The 20,078-nt window shown below is 62.8% G+C and carries 21 protein-coding genes and 1 pseudogene; 11 read left to right on the forward strand and 11 right to left on the reverse strand.

Features of this window, described 5'->3' with window-relative positions; genetic code table 11:
• Positions 1-83 precede the first annotated feature (83 nt).
• The 7 genes from G6N83_RS07175 (at position 84) to G6N83_RS07205 (ending at position 7,852) form a co-directional block, all read left to right on the forward strand.
• A complete protein-coding gene (locus G6N83_RS07175) occupies positions 84-1,442 on the forward strand; it encodes an ABC transporter substrate-binding protein (RefSeq protein WP_165140703.1) in 1,359 nt (452 codons plus the stop codon).
• A gap of 69 nt (positions 1,443-1,511) precedes the next feature.
• The gene (locus G6N83_RS07180; protein WP_241246121.1) at positions 1,512-2,474 is read left to right on the forward strand and encodes a carbohydrate ABC transporter permease; all 963 of its coding nucleotides are present in this window, start codon (positions 1,512-1,514) and stop codon (positions 2,472-2,474) included.
• Positions 2,471-3,325 (forward strand): carbohydrate ABC transporter permease, encoded by an 855-nt coding sequence (locus G6N83_RS07185; protein WP_165140705.1) that lies wholly within the window; start codon positions 2,471-2,473, stop codon positions 3,323-3,325. Before G6N83_RS07180 ends, G6N83_RS07185 begins: the two co-directional genes overlap by 4 nt.
• Positions 3,326-3,327: 2 nt before the next feature.
• Positions 3,328-4,488: a serine hydrolase domain-containing protein gene (locus G6N83_RS07190; RefSeq protein ID WP_241246122.1), complete on the forward strand. Its 1,161-nt coding sequence runs from the start codon at positions 3,328-3,330 to the stop codon at positions 4,486-4,488.
• Positions 4,489-4,539: 51 nt separating this feature from the next.
• A complete protein-coding gene (locus G6N83_RS07195; RefSeq protein WP_165140709.1) occupies positions 4,540-5,520 on the forward strand; it encodes a glycoside hydrolase family protein in 981 nt (326 codons plus the stop codon).
• The gene (locus G6N83_RS07200; protein WP_165140711.1) at positions 5,517-6,671 is read left to right on the forward strand and encodes a serine hydrolase domain-containing protein; all 1,155 of its coding nucleotides are present in this window, start codon (positions 5,517-5,519) and stop codon (positions 6,669-6,671) included. Before G6N83_RS07195 ends, G6N83_RS07200 begins: the two co-directional genes overlap by 4 nt.
• Positions 6,668-7,852, forward strand: coding sequence for a serine hydrolase domain-containing protein (locus G6N83_RS07205; RefSeq protein ID WP_165140713.1), 1,185 nt, complete (start codon positions 6,668-6,670; stop codon positions 7,850-7,852). The genes G6N83_RS07200 and G6N83_RS07205 overlap by 4 nt, the downstream gene beginning before the upstream one ends.
• Here the strand turns inward: G6N83_RS07205 and G6N83_RS07210 are convergent.
• Complete coding sequence (locus G6N83_RS07210; protein ID WP_165140715.1) at positions 7,841-8,866, reverse strand: LacI family DNA-binding transcriptional regulator; 1,026 nt, start codon at positions 8,864-8,866, stop codon at positions 7,841-7,843. The two genes, G6N83_RS07205 and G6N83_RS07210, sit on opposite strands and share 12 nt — an antisense overlap.
• An 84-nt stretch (positions 8,867-8,950) precedes the next feature.
• Entirely contained in the window at positions 8,951-9,550 is a 600-nt protein-coding gene (locus G6N83_RS07215) for a TetR/AcrR family transcriptional regulator (RefSeq protein WP_165140718.1), read from the reverse strand.
• A 33-nt stretch (positions 9,551-9,583) separates the two neighbouring features.
• Here G6N83_RS07215 and G6N83_RS07220 point away from each other — a divergent pair, with 33 nt between their 5' ends.
• Positions 9,584-10,552: a DMT family transporter gene (locus G6N83_RS07220; RefSeq protein ID WP_241246123.1), complete on the forward strand. Its 969-nt coding sequence runs from the start codon at positions 9,584-9,586 to the stop codon at positions 10,550-10,552.
• Here the strand turns inward: G6N83_RS07220 and G6N83_RS07225 are convergent.
• Complete coding sequence (locus tag G6N83_RS07225) at positions 10,528-11,958, reverse strand: HNH endonuclease (protein WP_165140720.1); 1,431 nt, start codon at positions 11,956-11,958, stop codon at positions 10,528-10,530. The two genes, G6N83_RS07220 and G6N83_RS07225, sit on opposite strands and share 25 nt — an antisense overlap.
• Before the next feature lie 51 nt (positions 11,959-12,009).
• Between G6N83_RS07225 and G6N83_RS07230 the strand changes: the two genes are divergently transcribed.
• The 3 genes from G6N83_RS07230 (at position 12,010) to G6N83_RS07240 (ending at position 12,908) form a co-directional block, all read left to right on the forward strand.
• Positions 12,010-12,357 carry a hypothetical protein gene (locus tag G6N83_RS07230; protein ID WP_165140722.1) on the forward strand — a complete coding sequence of 116 codons (348 nt, stop codon included), beginning with the start codon at positions 12,010-12,012 and terminating at the stop codon, positions 12,355-12,357.
• 40 nt (positions 12,358-12,397) lie between these two features.
• Positions 12,398-12,547: a hypothetical protein gene (locus G6N83_RS07235; RefSeq protein ID WP_165140724.1), complete on the forward strand. Its 150-nt coding sequence runs from the start codon at positions 12,398-12,400 to the stop codon at positions 12,545-12,547.
• Between the two features lie 175 nt (positions 12,548-12,722).
• Positions 12,723-12,908, forward strand: a complete 186-nt coding sequence (locus tag G6N83_RS07240) for a hypothetical protein (RefSeq protein WP_165140726.1) — start codon at positions 12,723-12,725, stop codon at positions 12,906-12,908.
• A gap of 65 nt (positions 12,909-12,973) precedes the next feature.
• On the opposite strand, the gene G6N83_RS07245 is transcribed toward G6N83_RS07240, so the two are convergent.
• The 8 genes and pseudogenes from G6N83_RS07245 to G6N83_RS07275 form a co-directional block, all read right to left on the reverse strand.
• A complete protein-coding gene (locus G6N83_RS07245; protein ID WP_165140728.1) occupies positions 12,974-13,342 on the reverse strand; it encodes a nuclear transport factor 2 family protein in 369 nt (122 codons plus the stop codon).
• Between the two features lie 19 nt (positions 13,343-13,361).
• On the reverse strand, positions 13,362-14,243 hold the full coding sequence (locus G6N83_RS07250) for a hypothetical protein (RefSeq protein WP_241246124.1): 882 nt from the start codon (positions 14,241-14,243) through the stop codon (positions 13,362-13,364).
• Between the two features lie 42 nt (positions 14,244-14,285).
• Positions 14,286-14,594: pseudogene (locus G6N83_RS13980) on the reverse strand (DUF4236 domain-containing protein); the annotation flags it as partial.
• Positions 14,500-16,062: a GMC family oxidoreductase gene (locus tag G6N83_RS07255; protein WP_165140732.1), complete on the reverse strand. Its 1,563-nt coding sequence runs from the start codon at positions 16,060-16,062 to the stop codon at positions 14,500-14,502. The pseudogene G6N83_RS13980 and the gene G6N83_RS07255, both read right to left, overlap by 95 nt.
• On the reverse strand, positions 16,062-16,676 hold the full coding sequence (locus G6N83_RS07260; RefSeq protein WP_165140734.1) for a thiamine pyrophosphate-dependent enzyme: 615 nt from the start codon (positions 16,674-16,676) through the stop codon (positions 16,062-16,064). The genes G6N83_RS07255 and G6N83_RS07260 overlap by 1 nt, the downstream gene beginning before the upstream one ends.
• The gene (locus G6N83_RS07265; RefSeq protein WP_165140736.1) at positions 16,673-17,173 is read right to left on the reverse strand and encodes a thiamine pyrophosphate-binding protein; all 501 of its coding nucleotides are present in this window, start codon (positions 17,171-17,173) and stop codon (positions 16,673-16,675) included. Before G6N83_RS07265 ends, G6N83_RS07260 begins: the two co-directional genes overlap by 4 nt.
• Positions 17,170-18,552, reverse strand: a complete 1,383-nt coding sequence (locus G6N83_RS07270; RefSeq protein WP_165140738.1) for an NtaA/DmoA family FMN-dependent monooxygenase — start codon at positions 18,550-18,552, stop codon at positions 17,170-17,172. The genes G6N83_RS07265 and G6N83_RS07270 overlap by 4 nt, the downstream gene beginning before the upstream one ends.
• Positions 18,549-20,060 carry an aldehyde dehydrogenase family protein gene (locus G6N83_RS07275; protein WP_165140740.1) on the reverse strand — a complete coding sequence of 504 codons (1,512 nt, stop codon included), beginning with the start codon at positions 20,058-20,060 and terminating at the stop codon, positions 18,549-18,551. The genes G6N83_RS07270 and G6N83_RS07275 overlap by 4 nt, the downstream gene beginning before the upstream one ends.
• Between the last annotated feature and the right edge of the window lie 18 nt (positions 20,061-20,078).

Here is a 20,078-nt window from a genome sequence, read left to right on the forward strand (position 1 = left end):
GCACTTGCATATCGCATCAGCACAGCAGCTGACCGCGGCGCGGTGACGCGTTGCGTTGGCACTGAGACAAAGGAGTCCCACGCATGACAATCTTTACGTCTGGTTCGAGTCGGATCACGCGACGCGTGCTTCCGGCCATTGGTCTGACGGCGGCAGTCGCCCTCGTGGCCGCGGGTTGTGCGGGCGGCGACTCGGATCCATCGTCTCGCGTCGAAGCGGGCGACGGTACCGGCACGATCACCGTCTGGGCTCTCGACGGGCAGTCCGCTGAAAACGAAGCAATCCAGAAGATCATGGATGACTTCGAGTCGGAAAACCCCGACAACACCATCGACATGCAGTTCATCCCGGCAGACCAGTTCACGACGGCGCTTCTTACCGCGAGCGACGACGAGCTTCCCGACGTTGTTGAGGTCGACGGCCCCGTCATCGCGAGCTTTGCGTACAACGGACGCATTGCGCCGATCGACGACTGGGTATCGCAAGAGACTATCGACAACCAGACAACGGCTATTCAGGGGCAGAACACAGTCGACGGAGACCTGTACGCCGTAGGAATGATGAACTCCGGGCTTGCAATGTGGGGAAACAAGTCCCTCCTCGATGCTGCCGGTGTCACGATGCCGACCTCTACGGAGGACGCGTGGACGGCAGAAGAATTCAGCGATGTGCTGGCAAAGCTCGCTGCCGTGGACGATGATGGCAAGCCGCTCGGAATCGGTGAGGCCAACGGCTTCACGAGCGAATACGGTATCTACGCTTTCGCGCCCGTCGTATGGTCGGCAGGTTCGCCGATTCTCGAAGACGGCAAAGCTGCCGGTGCACTTGATTCGCAGGCGGCGGTCGACTCGTTGACAACATTCGCTTCATGGCGCGAATACACCGATCCCGACACCGATGGCAACGCTTTCCAGTCGGGTCGCGTGGCACTTAACTGGATGGGCAACTGGCTGTACCCCGCCTATGTTGAGGCACTCGGCGATGACCTCGTCGTGGGCCCGCTCCCCGACTTCGGCGACGGCGCCAAGACCGGTTCCGGAACAATCGCGTGGAGCATGGGTGGTGCCACCAAGAACGCAACCGGCGCTGGCAACCTCCTCGACTACCTCATGAGCGATGCTGTCGTCGAGGAATACACCGCCGCGAACGGTGCGCCGCCTGCGACGAAGACGGCTCTCGAGGCGTCATCGCTCTACGGTGAAGGCAAGCCCCTCGCGTTCCTGACCGAGCAGCTCGACGCAGCATGCCCGACCGAAGACATGCTTGCCGTGGACTGCGTCGCAGTTTCGCGCCCTGTTACGCCCGGCTACCCGGTCGTAACCGCCGAGTTCGGCAAGGCGCTCGCCGCGATCTGGGGCGGAGCGGATGCCGCAGAGTCGCTGCAGTCAGCGGCTCGCGCGATCGACCGCGATTTCGCGGACAACGGCAACTACGAAGACTGAGTCGCACAGTGGTGCGGGCGCAAGCAGGTCATACTGCTTCCGCCCGCACCACCTGCCCAAGGAATCCTCATGACTTTTCTACGCCCAGCGCGTCCTCCGAAACAGGACACCACGCAGCCGGTAAAAAACCTCAAACGTCGCAACTATGCCGGTCCTCTCATGGCATCCCCGGCGTTGATTCTGTTGTTCGCCTTCCTCGTCGTGCCATTCATCGGCGCGATTGTGATGTCGTTCTTTCGAATTCAGCTGGGGAGTCCTCGCGCACCGCGGTTCGTTGGTTTTGAGCAGTACATTCGTCTCTTTGCTGACCCCGACATCAGCGCGACATTCTTGAGGTCCCTCGGCAACAACTTCACATTCGCCCTCGTCGTCGTGCCGCTTCAAACGGTGTTGGCACTGGGGCTCGCTATCTTGATCAATCGCAAGCTGCGCGGAATGACCTTTTTTCGCACCGTCTTCTTTATGCCGCTCGTCTTTCCCCTCGCGCTGGTTGCCGTGATCTGGCGACTCATCTTCGCCCGCGACGAGTACGGCCTGCTGAATGGATTCCTCGGAGCCATTAGCGGAGGTCTGATTCAGCCACACGATTGGCTCGGCGATGCAAACACCGCCCTCGGGGCGATCATCGTCATGTCGGTGTGGCAGAGCGTTGCCTTCCAGATGATCATCCTCCTCGGTGCGCTGCAGGGCGTGCCGAAGGACCTGTACGAAGCGGCATCCCTCGATCGGGCCAATGGGTGGAGTCAGTTCGTGCACGTCACGGTTCCTGGCATCCGCAACACGCTCATCTTCGTCGCGCTGCTGACCATGATCTTTTCGTTCCGCCTATTCGACCAGGTGTACCTGCTCGACAAGAGCTCTTCGCTGAATATCGAGGCAACTCAAACCGTGATGTACCAGGTGATTACGACCGGCTACGACCAGAACAATGTTGGGCAGGGCGCCGCGATGGCGGTCGTGTTCTTCATCATCGTTGCGATCGTCGCCATCGTGCAGCGTCGACTCGTTCGCCAGGAAGGGGGAGTGAAATGAGGAAGTCATCAGCTCGCGCCTCGCGCCGAATATCGAAGGCACTGCAGTACGTGCTCCTCTCGGTCTTCGGAATCATCTTTCTCGCGCCGATCTATTACTTGATCGTGGGAAGCTTTCGCCCGAGCGACAAGGTTCTGGCCGGGCTCAGTGGATTCTTACCGACTGAGCTTTCATTCGACAACTACGCTGCGGTGTTCTCGCGCTTCTCGAACTCGACGACCGGATACCTCTGGCAGTTCATCGCCGTGTCTGTCGTGGTTACTGTGGTCGTCGTGGTGGGTGGGGTGCTCGTCAACTCGCTCGCCGGATATGCGCTGGCGCGAATGAGGTGGAAAGGCCGCGGCGCAGTGCTCGTCGGCGTCACGATCTTGACGATCATCCCCTTCGAAGCCGTCGCCCTGCCGCTCTATTACCTTCTCGCTGACAGTCGCAACACTGTGTACGTGCAGGCGTTGCCCTTCATCGCCAACGCGTTCTTCATTTTCCTCTTCTATACGTTCTTCCTCGATATTCCGGTCGAGGTCGAAGAGGCTGCACGCATCGATGGCGCAGGCCCACTTCGCACCTTCTTCCAGATCGTCGTGCCGATCAGTCGGCCCGCCTTCGCAACTGTCGCGATCTTGTCGTTCCTTGCGCAGTGGGGTTCGTACCTGTGGCCGGTGCTGATGGTCACCGACACGTCGGTGCGCCCACTGCCGCTGGAGCTGAGCGTATTCCAGACTGCGCAGCCTCCCGAGTGGGGGAGTGTTCTAGCGTTCGGCGTGATCTTCGTTCTCCCGGTTCTGGTGATCTTCCTGATCTTCCAGCGATGGTTCGTGAGCAGCGTCGCAAGTTCGGCGGTAAAGGGGTGAGCGTGGAAACTTCAAGCGTGCATGGCGTCGTTGCGCCCGGATTCGAGCGGGTTGCCGATGTGTTTGCAACTACCGCTCGCGAGCGCGGTGGTTCGGCGCTCTCCATCCGGGTCGGTGGCGAACTCGTCGTCGATATCTGGCAGGGAAGTGTCGATAGTGACGGTGCGAAGCCGTGGCAGGCGAACACCCCCACCGCGATCTTCTCGTGCACGAAGGGTCTCGTGGCAATGCTGCTCGCGCGGATCGTGCAGGAAGGGAAAGTCGACCTCGATGCGCCGGTCGCGCGGTATTGGCCTGAGTTCGCGGCAGCGGGCAAGGAGCGAATCACTGTACGGCAGCTCGCGGCCCATCGCGCCGGGCTCGCGGCACCCCGCATCGACATTGATCGCGAAACGGCGCTGGACTGGAATCGCATGGTCACAGTCCTTGCCGCCCAGGAGCCGCTCTGGGAACCAGGCTCGACATACGGTTATCACGCGTTGACCTTCGGATGGCTCGTGGGCGAAGTCATCCGACGCGTAACCGGAATCTCGGTAGGTCAGTATCTTCGCGAGACACTCACTGTTCCGCTTCACGCGGACGCATGGATCGGACTGCCGGAATCTGTCGAACCGCGGGTCGCTCGTCTGCTCGCTGGCGACACTCTGCTGAACCCTGCTCCTGGTCCCGCGCTCGACCCAGAGCAGGCGAGCTGGATGGGGCGGGCCATGACACTCGGCGATGCTTTTCCAGCAGCGCTCGTGCTGCCGGGTGAAGGATTCGATGATCCCGCCGTTCATAGAGCCGAAGTTCCGGGTGCGGGGGGTATCGCGACAGCCTCCGCACTGGCGGCACTGTGGTCTTCGACGGTGGTTTCGACCGAGAGAACGTCGCCACTCGACGCGGCGGTCGTCGATGACATGACAGCTGTGCAGAGCGAAGGCGAGCCGGTGTGGTGGATTCCTGGTCCGTATCCCAAGTGGGGAACTGGCTTCATGTTGGATTCCCAGCGACGAGAGTTCTTGTCTCCGAGCTCGTTCGGTCACGACGGCGCGGGCGGGCAGGTCGCGTTCGCTGACCGGGACGCCGAGGTCGGCTTCGGCTATGTGACCAACCTGTTCGAGATCGCCGACGATGAACGCGGTACCGAGCTCGTTCGGGCACTTCGTCGCGCTTTGGGCTAAGCGGCATCCATTTTCTTCAGCCCGCGCTGCGGGCGCTTTTTGGGAGTATCAATGACGTTTACGACGCCCGACCGATGGGTCTGGGACTTCTGGATCGCAGACGACGGTGAGCAGTTTCATTTGTTCTATTTGAACGCTCCCCGCTCGCTCGGCGATCCGCACCTTCGTCATCGACACACGTCGATCGGACACGCTGTCAGCGCGGATTTACGAGTCTGGGATGATCGCGGCATCGTGTTGCAGCACGGTGCGCCGGAATCTATAGATGAGACATCGACGTGGACCGGGTCGGTTGTGAAAGACGGCATCACGTGGCGCATGTTTTACACCGGATCGCGGTTTCTTGACCCCGTCGTTCATCGCAACATCGAGACCATTACGGCCGCATCGTCGCTCGATCTGCACACGTGGGTGAAAGACGCATCGACGGTGCTGAGTGCTGATGGTCGTTGGTACGAGACGCTCGATGATGGCACGTGGCATGAAGAGGCGTGGCGTGACCCCTGGATCTACCGTGCTGGTTCGGGGTGGCGAATGCTCATCACTGCGCGGGCAAACCGGGTGTCGGGTGGCACCGATCCGCGCGATGCTGGCGTCGTCGGCCTCGCCGAATCCGACGATCTCGTCACCTGGCAGGCGCAGGCGCCATTGAGCGCGGCTGGCTCCGGCTTCGGACACCTCGAGGTGTTACAGCCGTTCGAATGGGGCGGTCAGCAGTACGTGTTGTTCTCTTGCGACTCGACGCATCTTTTCGGTGAACGCAGCGGCCAGCAGGGCGGAATCTGGGCGGCGGTGTGGGATGACGCACGCGCAGAATATGCGGTGGGGGAGGCCCGCCTCCTCGCTGACGAGCGGCTTTACGCCGGCAGATTGGTGCGGCCGCGAGAAGGCGGCCTCGCGCTCATGGCGTTTCGCAACAGCGGAGCCGACGGTGATTTCGCAGGGGCGTTGAGTGATCCCATCCCGCTGTCGTCGACGCCCGACGGATGGCCGACTGTGGGCGAAAGTTATGTTGAGGCGGGTACGAAATGAGTCAGATTGAGCACGCTGAGCACGGATTCGGCGCTGTCATCGATGTTTTCCAGGACGCGGTGGCCGATTATCCCGGTGGTGCCGCACTGTCGATCCGCGTCGGTGGGCAGACGGTCGTCGACGCTACGAGCGGGTGGGCGGATGCCGCAAGAACGATCCCATGGCGCGAAGACACATCGGCCGTCGTGTTTTCGTGCACGAAGGGCTTGCTCGCGATTCTCGCAGCGCAACTCGTGCAGGCGGGTCGTCTCGACTACAACGAACTCGTAACCGAGTATTGGCCGGAGTACGGGGCAGAAGGAAAAGCACGCACACGTGTGTCCGATCTCCTCTCGCACCGCGCGGGACTATCCGCGCCGCACGAAGACTGGACACAAGCGGACATCTGCGACTGGGAGCGAACGGTATCCGCTCTCGCGGCGCAACGACCGCTCTGGGAACCGGGCAGTGCGTACAACTACCACCCCATCACCTTCGGGTGGCTGGGTGGTGAGATCGTTCGTCGCATCGGTGGTGCGTCGGTTGGTGAGCAGTTCGCCGACCGGGTCGCTCGCCCGCTCAGCGCGGATGCCTGGATCGGGCTCCCGGATGCACAGGCGCACCGAGTCGCGGATTCACTCGTGGGCCCAACTCTCGCTGAGCACACGAGCGGGATGCTGGCTGCTCTCGATGACGGTTCGAACCCCTGGCCAGCACGCGGCATGACGCTCGGTGGTGCACTACCGGGGGCACTTGTCGGGCCCGGGGAGGGCTTCAACGACCCAGTTGTGCGGCGCGCAGAGATTCCCGGCGCCGGCGGAATCGCGACAGCTCACGCGCTCGCGTCGATCTGGTCGGCAACCGTTGTTGAAACCGAGGGGCACCGGCTCTTGAACGATGCGACCTTGGATGAAGCCCTGGCGCCGCGAAGCGAAGGCGAGCCGGTGTTTGCGGCTCCCGGACCATACCCCCGCTGGGGCATGGGGTTTCAGCTCGATTCCGAAGCCCGGCGCTACCTGACGCCGCGGTCGTTTGGCCACGATGGGGCCGGCGGACAAGCGGCATTTGCCGACCCGGATCACGGCATCGGCTTTGCGTTCGTGACCAGCGCGATGGAGGCGGGCGACGATCGTGCCACCCGCATGATCGACGCACTGCGGACGGCGTTGTGAGCTCGGGCCGAGACGCACGCTTTCGGGTCGAGGGCTATGTTGCAGAAGGCTTCGGCGCGTTAGCGGATGCTCTTTCTCGGGTCATTGCCTTTGATGACGGCGCCGGCTCAGCTTTTGCACTCTACGAAGATGGCAGGGTCGTCGCAGATCTGTGGGGTGGGTGGGATGACCTCGCGAACCGTGCTTTTCCCGATGACGCGCTCTTGCGAGTTGCCTCGTGCAGTAAGGGCATCACGGCGACAGTATTCGGCATTCTGATTGCCCGTGGCGCGATCGACCCGGCGGCACGAATCGCTGATCTGTGGCCGGAATACGCCGTGAATGGCAAGCAGGACACCACGATCGAGATGGTCGCGGCACACCTCGCAGGTATCCCCTTTCCGGCGCTCGGTTCCGGGTTGCGTGGCGTCGACTACTTCACCGGCGCGCGATTGCTCGAGACGCTGGCGCGCCAAGAACCGCTGTGGGTGCCGGGTACGGCGCTCGGCTATCACCCCGCGACCGGGGGCGCTGTGCTCGACGAGATTTGTCGTCGCGCGACCGGGCGTCGGATTTCTGAGGTGCTGGCAGCCGAGATCGCGGATCCGCTCGGGCTCAGCATGTGGCTAGGAGCTCCGTCAGAGGTGTTTTCGCGTGTGGTGCGCGGGCACAGCGTCGACGACGATTCCCCGCAGCCGGCCGCCGAGACTGACTACGCGCGCGCACGGCAGGCGGCATTCGCGGAGGCAGCGCCGTTTGAGCCAGACGAAGGCGATCCGCAGGAGTTTGCCGAGTACTACGGCGCGAGTATGCCGTCGGTCGGAGCCGTGACCGATGCTCGTTCGCTCGCACGCATGTACGCGGCCACCGTCAGTGAGGTTGACGGCATCCGCTTGCTTGACGCGGATACCGTCGCCGAGATGACGCGAGATCGCACGCGCGGCCTGCCGCGACTCGTTGAGAACGGCACGGCCGGTCCCGATCTCGCGTTCGGGTTCGGGTACCAACTGCCGACGACCACAATGCCGGGCATCACGCCCCGGAGCTTCGGTCATACTGGCCATGGCGCGCGTCTAGGCCTCGCCGACCCGGAGACCGGCATGGGTGTTGGCTTTGTGTGCAGCAGGATGCGGACTATTGGCGTTGGGGGCGACCCGCGCTGGCGGATCTTGCTCGACGCAGTGCAGGTACTAGCGCGGTGAGCTGATCGAGCCTCGTTCGATGACCGGCATGGGTACGAGGGTCTCGGTGTGGGTCTCTTCGCCGGCGAGTAGCGCTTCTACAGCGCGGCGCCCCATGGCTTCATGGGGCAGCGCGATGGTCGTGAGCCCGGGGCGCAGGTGGGTGGCGAGTTCGTCGTTGTCGAACGAGACGATCGATACGTCTTCGGGAATCCGTTTGCCGTGCTCTTGCAGCGCTTGGTATGCGCCGAACGCGAGTCGGTCGTTCATGCAGAGCAGCGCTTTCACATTCGGCTGCTGCGCCAAGAGTTCGACTGTCGCTTCGTAGCCGTACTCGGGCTCCCAGTCCCACCGGGATAGCTCAGCGGCGAAGGACAGCCCCCGCTCGGCCATGGTGGTTCGGATGCCGGCGACTCGGCGTGCTACGGCCTTCGAGCGGAAGAGGTCTTTTTCGGTCTCGTCGTTTTGACCGATGAGTGCGATGCCATCTCGATGCCCGGCATCGGCGAGGAGAGTGACGGCTGCCCGACCGCCGGCGAATTCATCCGGCAGGATCGCCGTCGGCACGCGGACGCTGGTCGAGTTGAGCATGACTGCCGTCGTGCCGGAGGGCAGTTCTGGTACGTGGATATCGCGGGCGCGCATTGTGGCGAAGATGATGCCGTCGACCTGCCGGTCGAGCAGCGCTTCGATAGCTTTGGTTTCGCGCTGGTGCTCACCGCCGGTTTCGGCGACGAGAACGACGTGGCCAGCAGCCTCTGCTGCCGACAGTGCGCCGTTGATCAGCCCGCTCGCAAAACGGGTTGTCGATACGAGGTCGGAGACGAATCCGATGGTGTGCGTTTTGGCCGTGCGTAGCCCGCGCGCGGCGACATTTGGTCGATATCCGAGTTCGTCTGCTGCAGCGAGCACGCGCTCGTGGGCTTCTTTTGAAAGTCGAGTATCGAGCCGACCATTGAGAATCATCGATGCGGCGGCGATAGAGAGTCCGGCACGCTGTGCCACATCGGCGAGCGTCGTTCTCCGAACAGCCACGTGTTCTCGCCTTCATTGATCGACCCGCGCAAAATCAGTTCCTGAGTTCGATCTTGCCACTGAAATCGTTTCAGCGCCTGCGCGTCAGGCCTTCGCGGCGGTCGCGAGCAGCGCTCGGGAGACGTCACGGGCGAGTTCGAAGGGGTGCGTGAAAGTTTCCATGCCGACGGTGACGATTGCGCCCTCGTACAGAAGCATGAGCTGACGCGCCATGGTGTCGGGTGAGGGGATGCGTGCCTCGCTGCAGAGAGTTGCGAACTGCTCGAGCAACCAAGTTTTCTGACGCGATACCTCGGGGAAGACAGGGTGCCCGTCATGGCCGTCACCGATTTCAGCGCGCGCATTGATGGCGCTGCATCCTTTGGGGCTGTTGTTGTCAGACCATGAGATGGCGGCGTCGAAAATCACGAGGATGCGCTCGATCCCGGGTTCTGGAACACGTGCGAGATGGGTTGCGACATGAGCCCGCCACCGTTCGTCGCGATGCTGCAGGTACGAGACGACGAGTGCCTCTTTCGAGCCGAATCTGTCGTAGAGCGTCTTCTTGGTGACGCCGGCGGCCTCGGCGACCACGTCGACTCCGACGGCGTGAATGCCTCGTTCGTAGAAGAGGACGGATGCTGCATCCAGCAAGCGTCGAGCTCCTGGGGTGAGTGGCTCAAGAACCGGCACAGGCGTCGTCATGACTCGAGTATACCAACCTGTATAGTCGCAAGCATGAGTAAACAGATCGGTATACTTTCGGGATTGCTGACGGTGACGGCATCCGCGGCTTTCGTGCTCACGTGGAGCTCGGGTTTTCTTGTTGCGGCGATCGGCACTGTCGACGTCGCGCCGACGACGCTACTGGTGTGGCGGTTCGTGCCGCTCGCTGTGGTCTTGCTTGTCTTGACGGTGGCGACCGGTGCCTTTCGGGGTGTGAGCCGTGGCGACCTGCGAAGCCAGGTCATCATCGGGTTTTTCGCGCAATTCGGTTACTGCGCATGTGTGTACGGGTCGATCGCTGTCGGCATCACGACGGGCACCACGGCGCTCATTGATGCTGTTCAGCCGCTGGTTGTCGCCACCCTAGTTGGGCCCTTGTTGGGTTTGCGGGTGCGCGGCGCGCAGTGGATCGGACTCGGGGTTGGCGCGGTAGGTGTGGTGTTGGTCGTGCAGTCGCAGGTTGGTGGATCGGATGCCGCACCTATCGCGTACCTCTTGCCAGCGCTTGCGATGGTGTGCCTGATCGCTGGCACGTTCGTTGAGCGGCGTACGCAAAATCAGCCGCCTGTGCTTGTGACCTTGACGGTGCACGTGACGGTGACGGCGGTGGCGTTGACCGCGATTGCAGTGGCGACGGGCACTCTTGTGCCGCCGGCATCCGTTTCGTTCTGGGTCGCGACAGCTGTTGCAGCCCTTTCGCCAACGCTTGCTGCGTACGGGCTGTATTGGTGGTTACTTCGACGCATCGGCGTGACGGCACTGAATGCGCTGCTCTTTCTCGTCGCTCCGACAACAGCGCTCGCCGGGGCTGTGCTGCTCGGCGAGCCGCTCACTCTGCTGACGCTCGCTGGCTTCGTGCTTTGCGGCTCGGGCGTTGCTGTCGTCTTGGTGAGTGAGTCGCGTGCGGCGGTTTTGGCTCGCGTCACGCATCGCTCAGATACACACGCAACCGATAGTCAGGCGCTGAGCTTCCACAGCTGAGGGTCAAACCTGCGCCTGCCGCCGATGCGCGGAGTTCTCCCCGGGTCGATATGCGGCGGTGGAACGAACCACACGGTTCCGGCAGTCGGGTGGACCTTGGGCGGCCGCTCGATTCGTATCTTCCACCCTTCGTCGTGCATGCGGTGGTGGCATGCAGTGCACAGCAGGATGCCGTTGTCGAGATTGGTCGTGCCGCCATCTCGTGACCACCATTTGAGGTGATGGGCCTCGGTGAACTGGGGCGGGAGGTGGCAAAAGGCACAGCCGCCGTCACGTTCGACGAGCGCGAGGCGCTGTGACCGGGTGAAGTTGCGCTTCGCGCGGCCCCAATCAAGCACTTCGCTGTCGGTGCCGAGAACGCACGGAATGATCTCGCCGTTCGCTGCCATCCGCCGGGCGGTTGCGGCATCGATGGGCTGTTCGATTCCGTCGATTGTGGCAACTCCGCTGCCCGATTCAAGTGCTTCAACAGCTATGCGCACCACAACCGTCGTCGTTGCGAGTGGTAGTTCGCTGCGATCGCAGCCGAGTCCGTGCGCGCACAGGGCTGAGAGCGCATCGGCGCGCAGCTGGGCGAGCGAGCGTGTTTCTTCCGCAATCGCGCCGCTTTCGGCCTGACCTTCCGAGGCGCCGTGAGCGGGGGCACCTTCCGCGGCCATTCCCCGTTGGTTGTGCCCGCGGCTCGTGCGCAATTGCTGCGTTACGATTCCCTCGATTGCTGCCACAACGGGTGCGCCCGACTCGGGATCGAGCCGCGCATCAATCAAGATCATCCCCGAGGCATCGTGCCTGATCTTCACCGAGCGCTCGCCATGAAGTTCGGTCACCGCAGGCTCAAGCCCGTCGGGGTCTAGGTGCGCTTCTGCTCGGCGCAGGACGGCATTCAGCTCATCAAGCGTGAGCCGGGTCGCCTGCGTGGTGATTACACGCTCCGCTTCGTCGCGCAATGTGGCGGAGACGCGCATCGCAATGCGGTTCAGCATCGCAACGATTGCTGCCGCGGCGCACACGCTGATCAAGCCCCGCGAAACCGATGCTGCGACGTGGGGACGCTGTGCGGGCGCCGACTGGCCAGAGAGAAGCGTGCGCTCACGACTGGCTTCACCCACATGAATGAGTCGATGCGCGTCTCCCGTGTGACCACCGGTTGCAGCCGCGATGAGTTTGGCAGGCGAGCGGTGCCCAGTCTTTCTGGCAAGTCCTTCTTTGCCGAGCTCGGGGCGCGAACGCGAAGATATCTCGGCGGCAACCCGCATATGAAGACCATCGAGCTGGCGGCGCATGGCGGAGAGCTTCTCGTTCACACTGAGCAGGCCGGCATCCGTCATGCTGTTTACGTCGCCCGAATCCCAGGCATGAGCCAGCGCTGCGAGTGTGGCAGCAAGGGATTCCGTTGGTCTTTGCATACGAATATCTAAGCAGTAGCCACCGACATGTGTTCGAACAGAGATACGATTGTGGAAACTCGAAACGCGGCGGGCATTTGGGAAGAACTGCGCTACGTTGACTGCGTGACGAGGGAACGAAAACTGCTCATATCGGCCGCGGCGGTATCGGCGATTCTGGTTGTCACGGGAGCTCTCGTTTTTCTCCAGCAGCAGTTTCTTCAGGCGCAGAACCCGGCGTCATTCGGCTGGTTCGCATACCAGCCACTGGCGAATCAATTCTTCTTCGGCGATGACACGGTGTTTCTGTCGAGTAGCGCGGTGTGGGGAGGCGTGGTGTGTGTGATCGGAGTCGTGGGTCTGGCCGTGCTGCTGGGCTTTCTGCTTGGTCGTCGCGCCAGCCGAGCAGCCTCGCGCTGAGTCAGCATCGCTGGTACGTTGCTGACTCAAAGGAGGCATCATGATCATTGCTCGACTGCTAGAAGCATTACCCATGTCTGCTGCGCGCGATCTGCCGCCCGACGCCTTCGGCGATCCGGTTGACGTCGACCCCGCAGCCGCATCGAACCCCACACACCAATACGTCACCTGCCTCCCGCAGAGTGCTTAGATGGTCGAAAGCACGCGGTGCACATGTCGTCTCTGACCCCGATCGCGTGGGCTAATCGCGTCGCCCAATTGGTCGCCCAGCGACGCTACGCCCGCGCGCTGCGGTGATGCCCCTTGATTGTTCGCAACGGGCGAGTAGCGTTAAAAATTCACAATCGAACTCGGGGGAGTTGCGAATGACTGGACTCGTTGCCGCAATGGTGGGCACCGGCGGCACGGTGGCTGTGATCGCTCTCATCGTGGGCATGATGGTGCTGCGCCGGCATCCTGCGGAATCCCGTACGACAAATCCGGAACTTTGCGCCGCGCACGAAGAAATTCGCGATCAGATCGACCGCGGCCGCAGCGGGCTGCTGCGCTAAGCGATCTGCTCGCTAATCTGCTCTGAGAGTTCGGGGTTGTACTCCAAAACTAGACGAGCCGTACGCTAGCTTGATTTGCTTTCGCTCACTGGTGTGCCCTGATGGAAACGCAAAAGCGGCTTGCCTGACGTGACGTCCCAGAGTGAACTATGTCGACTGTGCGCCGAAGCGCTGCGAACTACGAAAGTGGCGAGAAAAAGCCCTGGAGCGATCTCGTCACCATTCCACTCAACTGGCTCTGAATCCGCGCGGTCTTGCTCGGATGCGAGCGCGTCGATGATTGCCTCGCGACTCCATTTTCGACCAGACCGGCCAATCTCCACGAAGTCGGAGTGCAGCAACGCCGACACCTTGGTGGGGTCTTGCCGCACTGCGGTAGTCATGAGCGCGCGCTCGGCTGTCAAAAGCTCATCGAATCGCGAACCGTCCGTCACGCTGGTGTCTCCATGCCGCTCAAGCTACCTCGGAAAGAGGGACGCTTCGCACTGGGCCACTTATAGCGCGGGCGGCGTCGGCGCGGGAAACTTGTATCACCCAGCTGAGACCGTGACGGCTCGTTATGGTCAACTCGCCGTATTGGACGACCGGTAGCCGACGATTGTTCGAAAACCTACGGTCGGGCCCACCGTTTTTGTTCACGTATTGCCATGTCTCACCGATCTGCTCTGTGTCTCGGGGCACGGAGCCTGGATTTTCGATGAATCGCGTCGTGGCGCCGTGCACATCGAGAAAGCGATAGCTGATGTCGGTGTAGGACTTTCCTTCGCGCAGCAAGACACGATCGGGGAGAAAATGAAGGCTCATCTTTCCCGCGATCAAGGACGGTACCGCGACATTTGTCACCAAATGAGGTGGACCGGTGTCGGTGGCCGCCGCCGCAATCCGTTCCACGAGCGCGCTGGCGCCGGCATTTCGCTTGTGCTGATGCGGCGTAGATACCGCACCCGCGGCCACGGTCCGCCACATTTTTTGCGAGTCTGACAGCCAAGCCCATTGCTCAACAAGCCTCGCGAACCACAACGCGGACGCGTCGTCGACTTCATAGAAGATGATGACCTTCTTGCGAGCTCCGTCGCTCAGGAAGACCCACCAGCACAGCGGTACGGCGGCGACCCACACAATCACTCCCCAGGGCAGAGTCGCCGCGCCCAGAGCCACTGCAACAATCAACGTGAGCCAGCCCCACGTAAAACTCCGCGCCGCCGCATTTAGTTGATCAACGACGTCATCGCCCCCTGTGGGCTGAAGCTCGACGGTGGTAGCTCCCGTCACGTCATCGAGTACGACCTCGTTTGGATCAAACGTTCTCCCGGCTGACTCGACCGATCCCGGCACCTTTGATACACGCTGGTGCGTGGAGCTGCCGTAGTAGACCCCGTGGCGGCCCGTTCGCACATAATTACCGCGTGGCCCCGTGCCGACTCGAAACCCTGGGACTCCGACGCTTACGCCCACTCCCGACTTACTTAGGTTGAAACGAAACGGGCCAGCTTTCAGACTTTTTCGAACGTAGAACCCCACTGTTGCCCCCAAGCCGTTTGGATTCTTGAATGGCTCGAAGCGTACAGTCAACGAGGCTGCACGGATACCCTCAGCCCGCCGCGACCAACTCCGCACCGCGCTCCGCGATTGCGACGGTCGGCGCCTGGGTATTGGCCGTCGGGATGGTCGGCATGACCGAGGCATCCGCGATCCACAGGCCCGAGAGCCCGCGTACGCGAAGCTCGGGGTCGACAACCGCGTCGTCGTCGGTGCCGATGCGGGCTGTGCCGGAGCAGTGAAAGAAGGTTCCGATGTTTTCCCGCACAAACCGCACGCGCTCGTCGCGAGAGAGCCCAGCCACGGGTGTGATCGGCCCCTCGGCAAGCTCCGCGTAGGCGGACGTCGCGACGAGGTCTTGCGCGGCATCCAATGCTTCGACCATCGCTCCGAGATCCTTTGGATCAGCGAGGTAGTTCGGCTGAAAGTCGGCGGGCACATCGGGGTCGGCAGATCGCGAGCGCACCCACCCGACACTTCGCGAACCGTAGAGCCCGGGAACCAGGGCGAACACGCGATTGCCCGACAGATCGTGCGCTGCATGCAGGGCGTCATCGCCGCGTGAGCCGTGAGCAATGACAGTGTGCAGATCGGGCCCAGCTTCGGCAAAAGAGCTTCGCCAATTCACCATTGCGCCACCACCGTTGCCGAGCACGGGTCCGAGGTCTGCGCACGCGCGAAAATTAACGCCGAGAATCAGCGGGTGGTCTTGAAAGTTCTCGCCCACGCCCGGCAGGTCGTGCACGGGACGGATGCCGGCCGCACGCAGCCGCTCAGAATCTCCGATGCCCGAGCGCTGCAACAGCCGCGGCGTATCGAGCGCTCCGGCGGCGAGCGCGGTGCGGGTCGCTGTCGTCGTGACAAGCTCTCCGTCGACAACGTGTCGCACGCCCAATACGTCGTCGCCCGAAAGCACGAGCGTGTGCACGGCGCTACCGACGAGCACGTCGAGGTTTGCCCGCCCGAGCGCAGGCTCAAGATACGCGCGCGCCGTGCTCCATCGTTCGAACGAGCCGTCGGCGTTTTCTACCGCGTTGTAGTCAGGGTAGACAGCGCCCTCATTAGAAGCAGCGTTGGCATCGTCGATCACCGGGATGCCGCGCGCGCCGGCGGCGTCGATGAGCGCATGAGCGATCGGGTGCACGCGGGTCAAAGGCGCGACACGCATGGGCCCAGCGACGCCGCGAAATGCAGGGTCGCCGCCGGCGCGTGCCTCGGAGCGGCGAAAGTAGGGCAGCAGTTCGTCGTAGCTCCAGCCGATGGCCCCGGCATCCGCCCACGCGTCGTAATCGGCGCGCGCACCGCGATACCAGAGCATCGCGTTGGTGCTCGAAGAGCCGCCGAGCACTTTGCCGCGCGGCACGGCAATAGCCCGCCCGAGCACGTGATCGGTCGGGGTCGCGTGGTAGCCATAGTCGTAGGGTCCGCCGATCATGGCGTCCCAGCGTGCGGCATCCAAGACTTCGCGCAGGCCGCGGTGGTCGGGTCCGCTTTCGATCAGCAGCACTCGAGCGGCGGAGTCTTCCGACAGGCGTGCCGCGAGTACGCAGCCAGCCGCGCCGCCGCCGACGACGAGAAAGTCGTAGGCGGCAGCGGGGGCTGAAACGAGCGGCATCAGTTGTGCTCGCTCGGACCCATGATCGTGATGCCCTCGGTCTTCTCAACGTGACGCACGAAGATGTACTTGTCTTCGCGTCCGTCCGAGTGCTTGCGCTTGATGCCCGGCTCGAGAATGCCATCGGTTTTGGCGACCACGATGTACGGCTCGGATGCCTTCAGCCCAGCTTCGCAGTGAGCGTCGAACTCTTCGAGGGTCTCCGCCGTGAACGCCTTGTCAACGCCGGCACCGCGCGCGATGGCGGCGAGATTCACACGCCCACCCTTGGTGTGCGTGCGCGGGCCACCGATCGACTGGTACTGCTCGTTGTCCCACACGACGACGAACAGGTTCTTCGGCTGCTCGTTGGCAAGCGTTGCCAAGATACCGAGGTTGAACAGCAGCCCACCGTCGGTGTCGAGCGAGACGATGCGACGGTTAAGGAGACCAACCGAAAGACCGAATGCCTCGGGGGTGACGCATCCGAGCTGCTGCTGAAAGAGACTCGCGTCGCGCATGTGCGGCGCCGCGTTGTACCACTCGTCGACAGCGCCGCCGAGAGAGAGGATGACGAGTTCGTTCTCGAGGCGTGCCCCGAGGAGCTTCATGGCTTCAAACCGGCTGTAACTCATCGGACGAGGTCCCCTCCCAGAACAACTGCTGCGTGGTAATACGAGGCGTACGCAGTTTCATACGCGTTGAAGACTGCCTGCTCGATCTTGTCGACGTCGTGCACGATCGTGTACGGCGTGCGCAGGGTCTTCAGCAGCGGCTCCATCGTGATGCCGTGCGGGATCGCCCACCAGTTGTTTTCGCCCATTTCACCGCGGTAGCTCATGATCATGACAACCGGAATGCCGGCGCCAAGGCCCATGCGGGCGAGGTGCTCGGTGGCAGCGCGAAGCCCGGAGTTCTCCATGATGAGCACAGCGCGCTGACCCGAAAGAAACACGCCTCCGGCGATTGCGGCGCCTTCGCCCTCGTTCGTCACGGGAATCGTGCGAATGTCGGGGTCGGCATCGAGGGCGGGGTAGAGCTCTTTCAAGAGCGAGTCGGGCAGGTAGGTGGCGACGGTGACGCCGGCACGTTTGAGCCCGCGAATCACCGCCTCAACAGCGTCGGCTCTCATGCCAGAACTCCTGTTTCTTGGGCGCTCGCCGACAGTCGGTGAGCACGGTGGGTGGGGGAAAGACGCGGTGCGCCGCTGAAGCGCTCGCGAAGAGTGGGCGAACCAGCGGATGCCTCGGCCCGGCCACGTGCGGCAAGGATCGGCAGCACCAACTCGATGAAGTCGCGGTAAGCGGCCGGGCCACCGAATGTGGGTTCGAGCATGATGCCGTCGATACCCGAGCCGTCGACGATGGCTTCGATCTCATCGGCGACCTGCTCCGGAGTGCCAGTGACCTGGAAACCGCGAATCGCTTTCGTGCGGAACTGATCGAGCACCGCCCGCACGCGCACGTCAGGGTCTTTCTTGGCGTAGCGATCAACGAGGGTCTGACCGAGATCGGTCTTGATGTCGGTGAGCTTCGTTTCGGGGTCAAACCCGGTGAGGTCGATGCCGGTGATGCCCGCAAACATGACGGCTGCGTCGTCGAGGCCGAGCAGGTCCTCATATTCAGCGCGCTTGGCGCGAGCTTCTTCTTCGGTCTTGGCAACGGTCACGGTCATTCCCGTGACGACCTTGACGTCAGCGGCATCCCGACCCTGCAGTTCTGCCTGCGCGCGGATGTCGGCAACGTGACCGGCCGCGCCTGCGATCGTCTGACCCTGAATGAAGACAGCCTCGGCGTTTCGGGCGGCATACGCGCGGCCACGGTCGCTCGTTCCCGCTTGAAACAGCACGGGTGTGCGCTGCGGGGTCGGCGGAACAGCGAAGATGCCGTGCGATCGCTGGTAGGTGCCGTCGACCTCGATGCGGTGGAGTTTTACGGGATCGGCGTACATACCGGTTTTGCGGTCGCGCACTTCGGCATCGTCGTCCCAACTGTGCTCCCAGAAGCGCAGGCACGTGTCGAGAAAGTCGTCGGCCGCGTCGTAGCGCTGGTCGTGGGTGAGCGTCTCGGTGACGCCGAAGAGATCGTCGGTTGTCTTCTGCGAACTGCCCGTGACGATGTTCCAGCCGATGCGCCCACCCGTGAAGCGGTCGAGGGTCGCAAAGCGACGCGCGAGCGCATAGGGGCGCTCGACGGTCGTCGGCGAAGTCACCACAAACCCGAGGTTTTCGGTTTCGTGCGCGAGAGTCGCGATCGCGAGCATCGGGTCGAGCGCGGGAAACTGGATGCCGTGGGCGGCAACTTCTTCGGGCATCCGTCCGTCAAGAGTCGCGTAGCCATACGTGTCGGCGAAGAAGAGAAAATCGAACCCGGCCTGGTCGAGCTCTTTCGCGAGCCCTACCCAGTAGTCGAGTTGGTCCCAATCGTCGCCGCGGCCCTCGGGGTGCGTCCACGTGGGCATGCCGTTGCTCGGATTCATCATCTCGAACACGCCAAAAATAATGCGACTCATATGACCATCACCACTGTCTTCGTCTCGAGATAGTTTTCGAGGCCCTGAGCGCCGTTCTCGTAGCCCCAGCCCGACTCTTTGTGGCCACCCTTTGGAAGCTCGGGGCCAAGGAACGAGTGGCAGTTGACCCACACGGTTCCGGCTTCGAGTGCCGAGGCGACGCGATGTCCGTTGCTGAGGCCCTCGGTCCAGACGCTCGCGGCGAGACCGTAGTCGCTGTCGTTTGCCCAGCCGACAACCTCATCGAGATCATCGAACGGTGTGACGACGGCCACGGGGCCGAAGATCTCCTCGCGCATGAGGCGCATGTCGGCGCGCACACCGGTCAACACGGTGGGGGAGAAGAATGTATCCGCCGGTCCGCTGAGCTTGCCGCCCGTGACGACGGTTGCGCCTTCGACCCGGCCCTCCGAAATGAAGTCAGAAACGCGCTCTGCCTGCGCCCGACTTACGAGGGGCCCAAGGTCGGCGGCGCTGTCGAGGCCGTGCCCGAGGCGCAGCTTGTCACCCGCAGCCGCCATGCCGTCGACGACGTCTTGATACACGTCGCGGTGCGCGTAGATGCGAGCGCTCGCAACACACACCTGGCCGCCATTGTCGAAGATTCCGCGCGAGACTCCCTCGATCGCGGCAGGAAGGTCTGCGTCGGGCATGATGATCGACGGTGACTTTCCGCCGAGTTCGAGCGTGAGCCGCTTCAAGCTGCCGGCGGCCGAACTCACGAGTCGCTTGCCGACAGCGGTTGAGCCGGTGAATGCGAGCTTGTCGACACCGCGATGATCGGCGAGAGCTTGCCCCGCCTCCGTGCCGTAGCCGGTGAGGATATTGACGACACCATCGGGAACACCGGCTTCTTGCAACAGGCGACCGAGGTAGAGCGCCGTGAGCGGAGTGTTTTCGGCCGGTTTCAGGACGATCGTGCAGCCAGCTGCGAGGGCCGGCGCGAGCTTCATCGCCGTCATGATGAGAGGTGAGTTCCACGGCACAACCGCTGCGACGACGCCGACGGGTTCGCGCCGCGTATAGGCGAAGACCTCTTTACCGGGAGGGGTGCGCGAAAGCGAGGTGGGAATCGTCTCGCCGGTGATCTTGGTCGGCCACCCGGCGTAGTAGCGGAACTGGCTGATCGCGGCGGGCACTTCGCCAAAGAGAGAGGTGCGCAGGTTCTTGCCCTGATCGAGAGTTTCGAGTTCTGCGAGGTCCTCAAGGTGCTCTTGCATGACGTCGGCGATACGCCAGAGCAAAGCGCTGCGGGCGGCGGGTGTCATCTTTGCCCACGCCGGGGAGATCAGCGCTGTGCGCGCCGCGGATACGGCTTTGTCGGCATCCGCTTCTCTCGCTCGAGCGACGTGCGCGATAACAGCGCCCGTGGCTGGGTCGATAGTCGAAAAGCGCTCGCCGGTGGATGCCTCAACCCATGCGCCGCCGATCAGCAGCTTTCCCGGGTCGTCAGCGAGAAACTGTGACACGCGCTCGCGCAGCGCGATGTTCCCGATCTCGATCGTCATGCTTCGATGCTAAATAGC

Origin of the sequence: Microbacterium endophyticum (assembly GCF_011047135.1) — a bacterium.
Taxonomy (GTDB): Bacteria; Actinomycetota; Actinomycetes; order Actinomycetales; family Microbacteriaceae; genus Microbacterium; species Microbacterium endophyticum.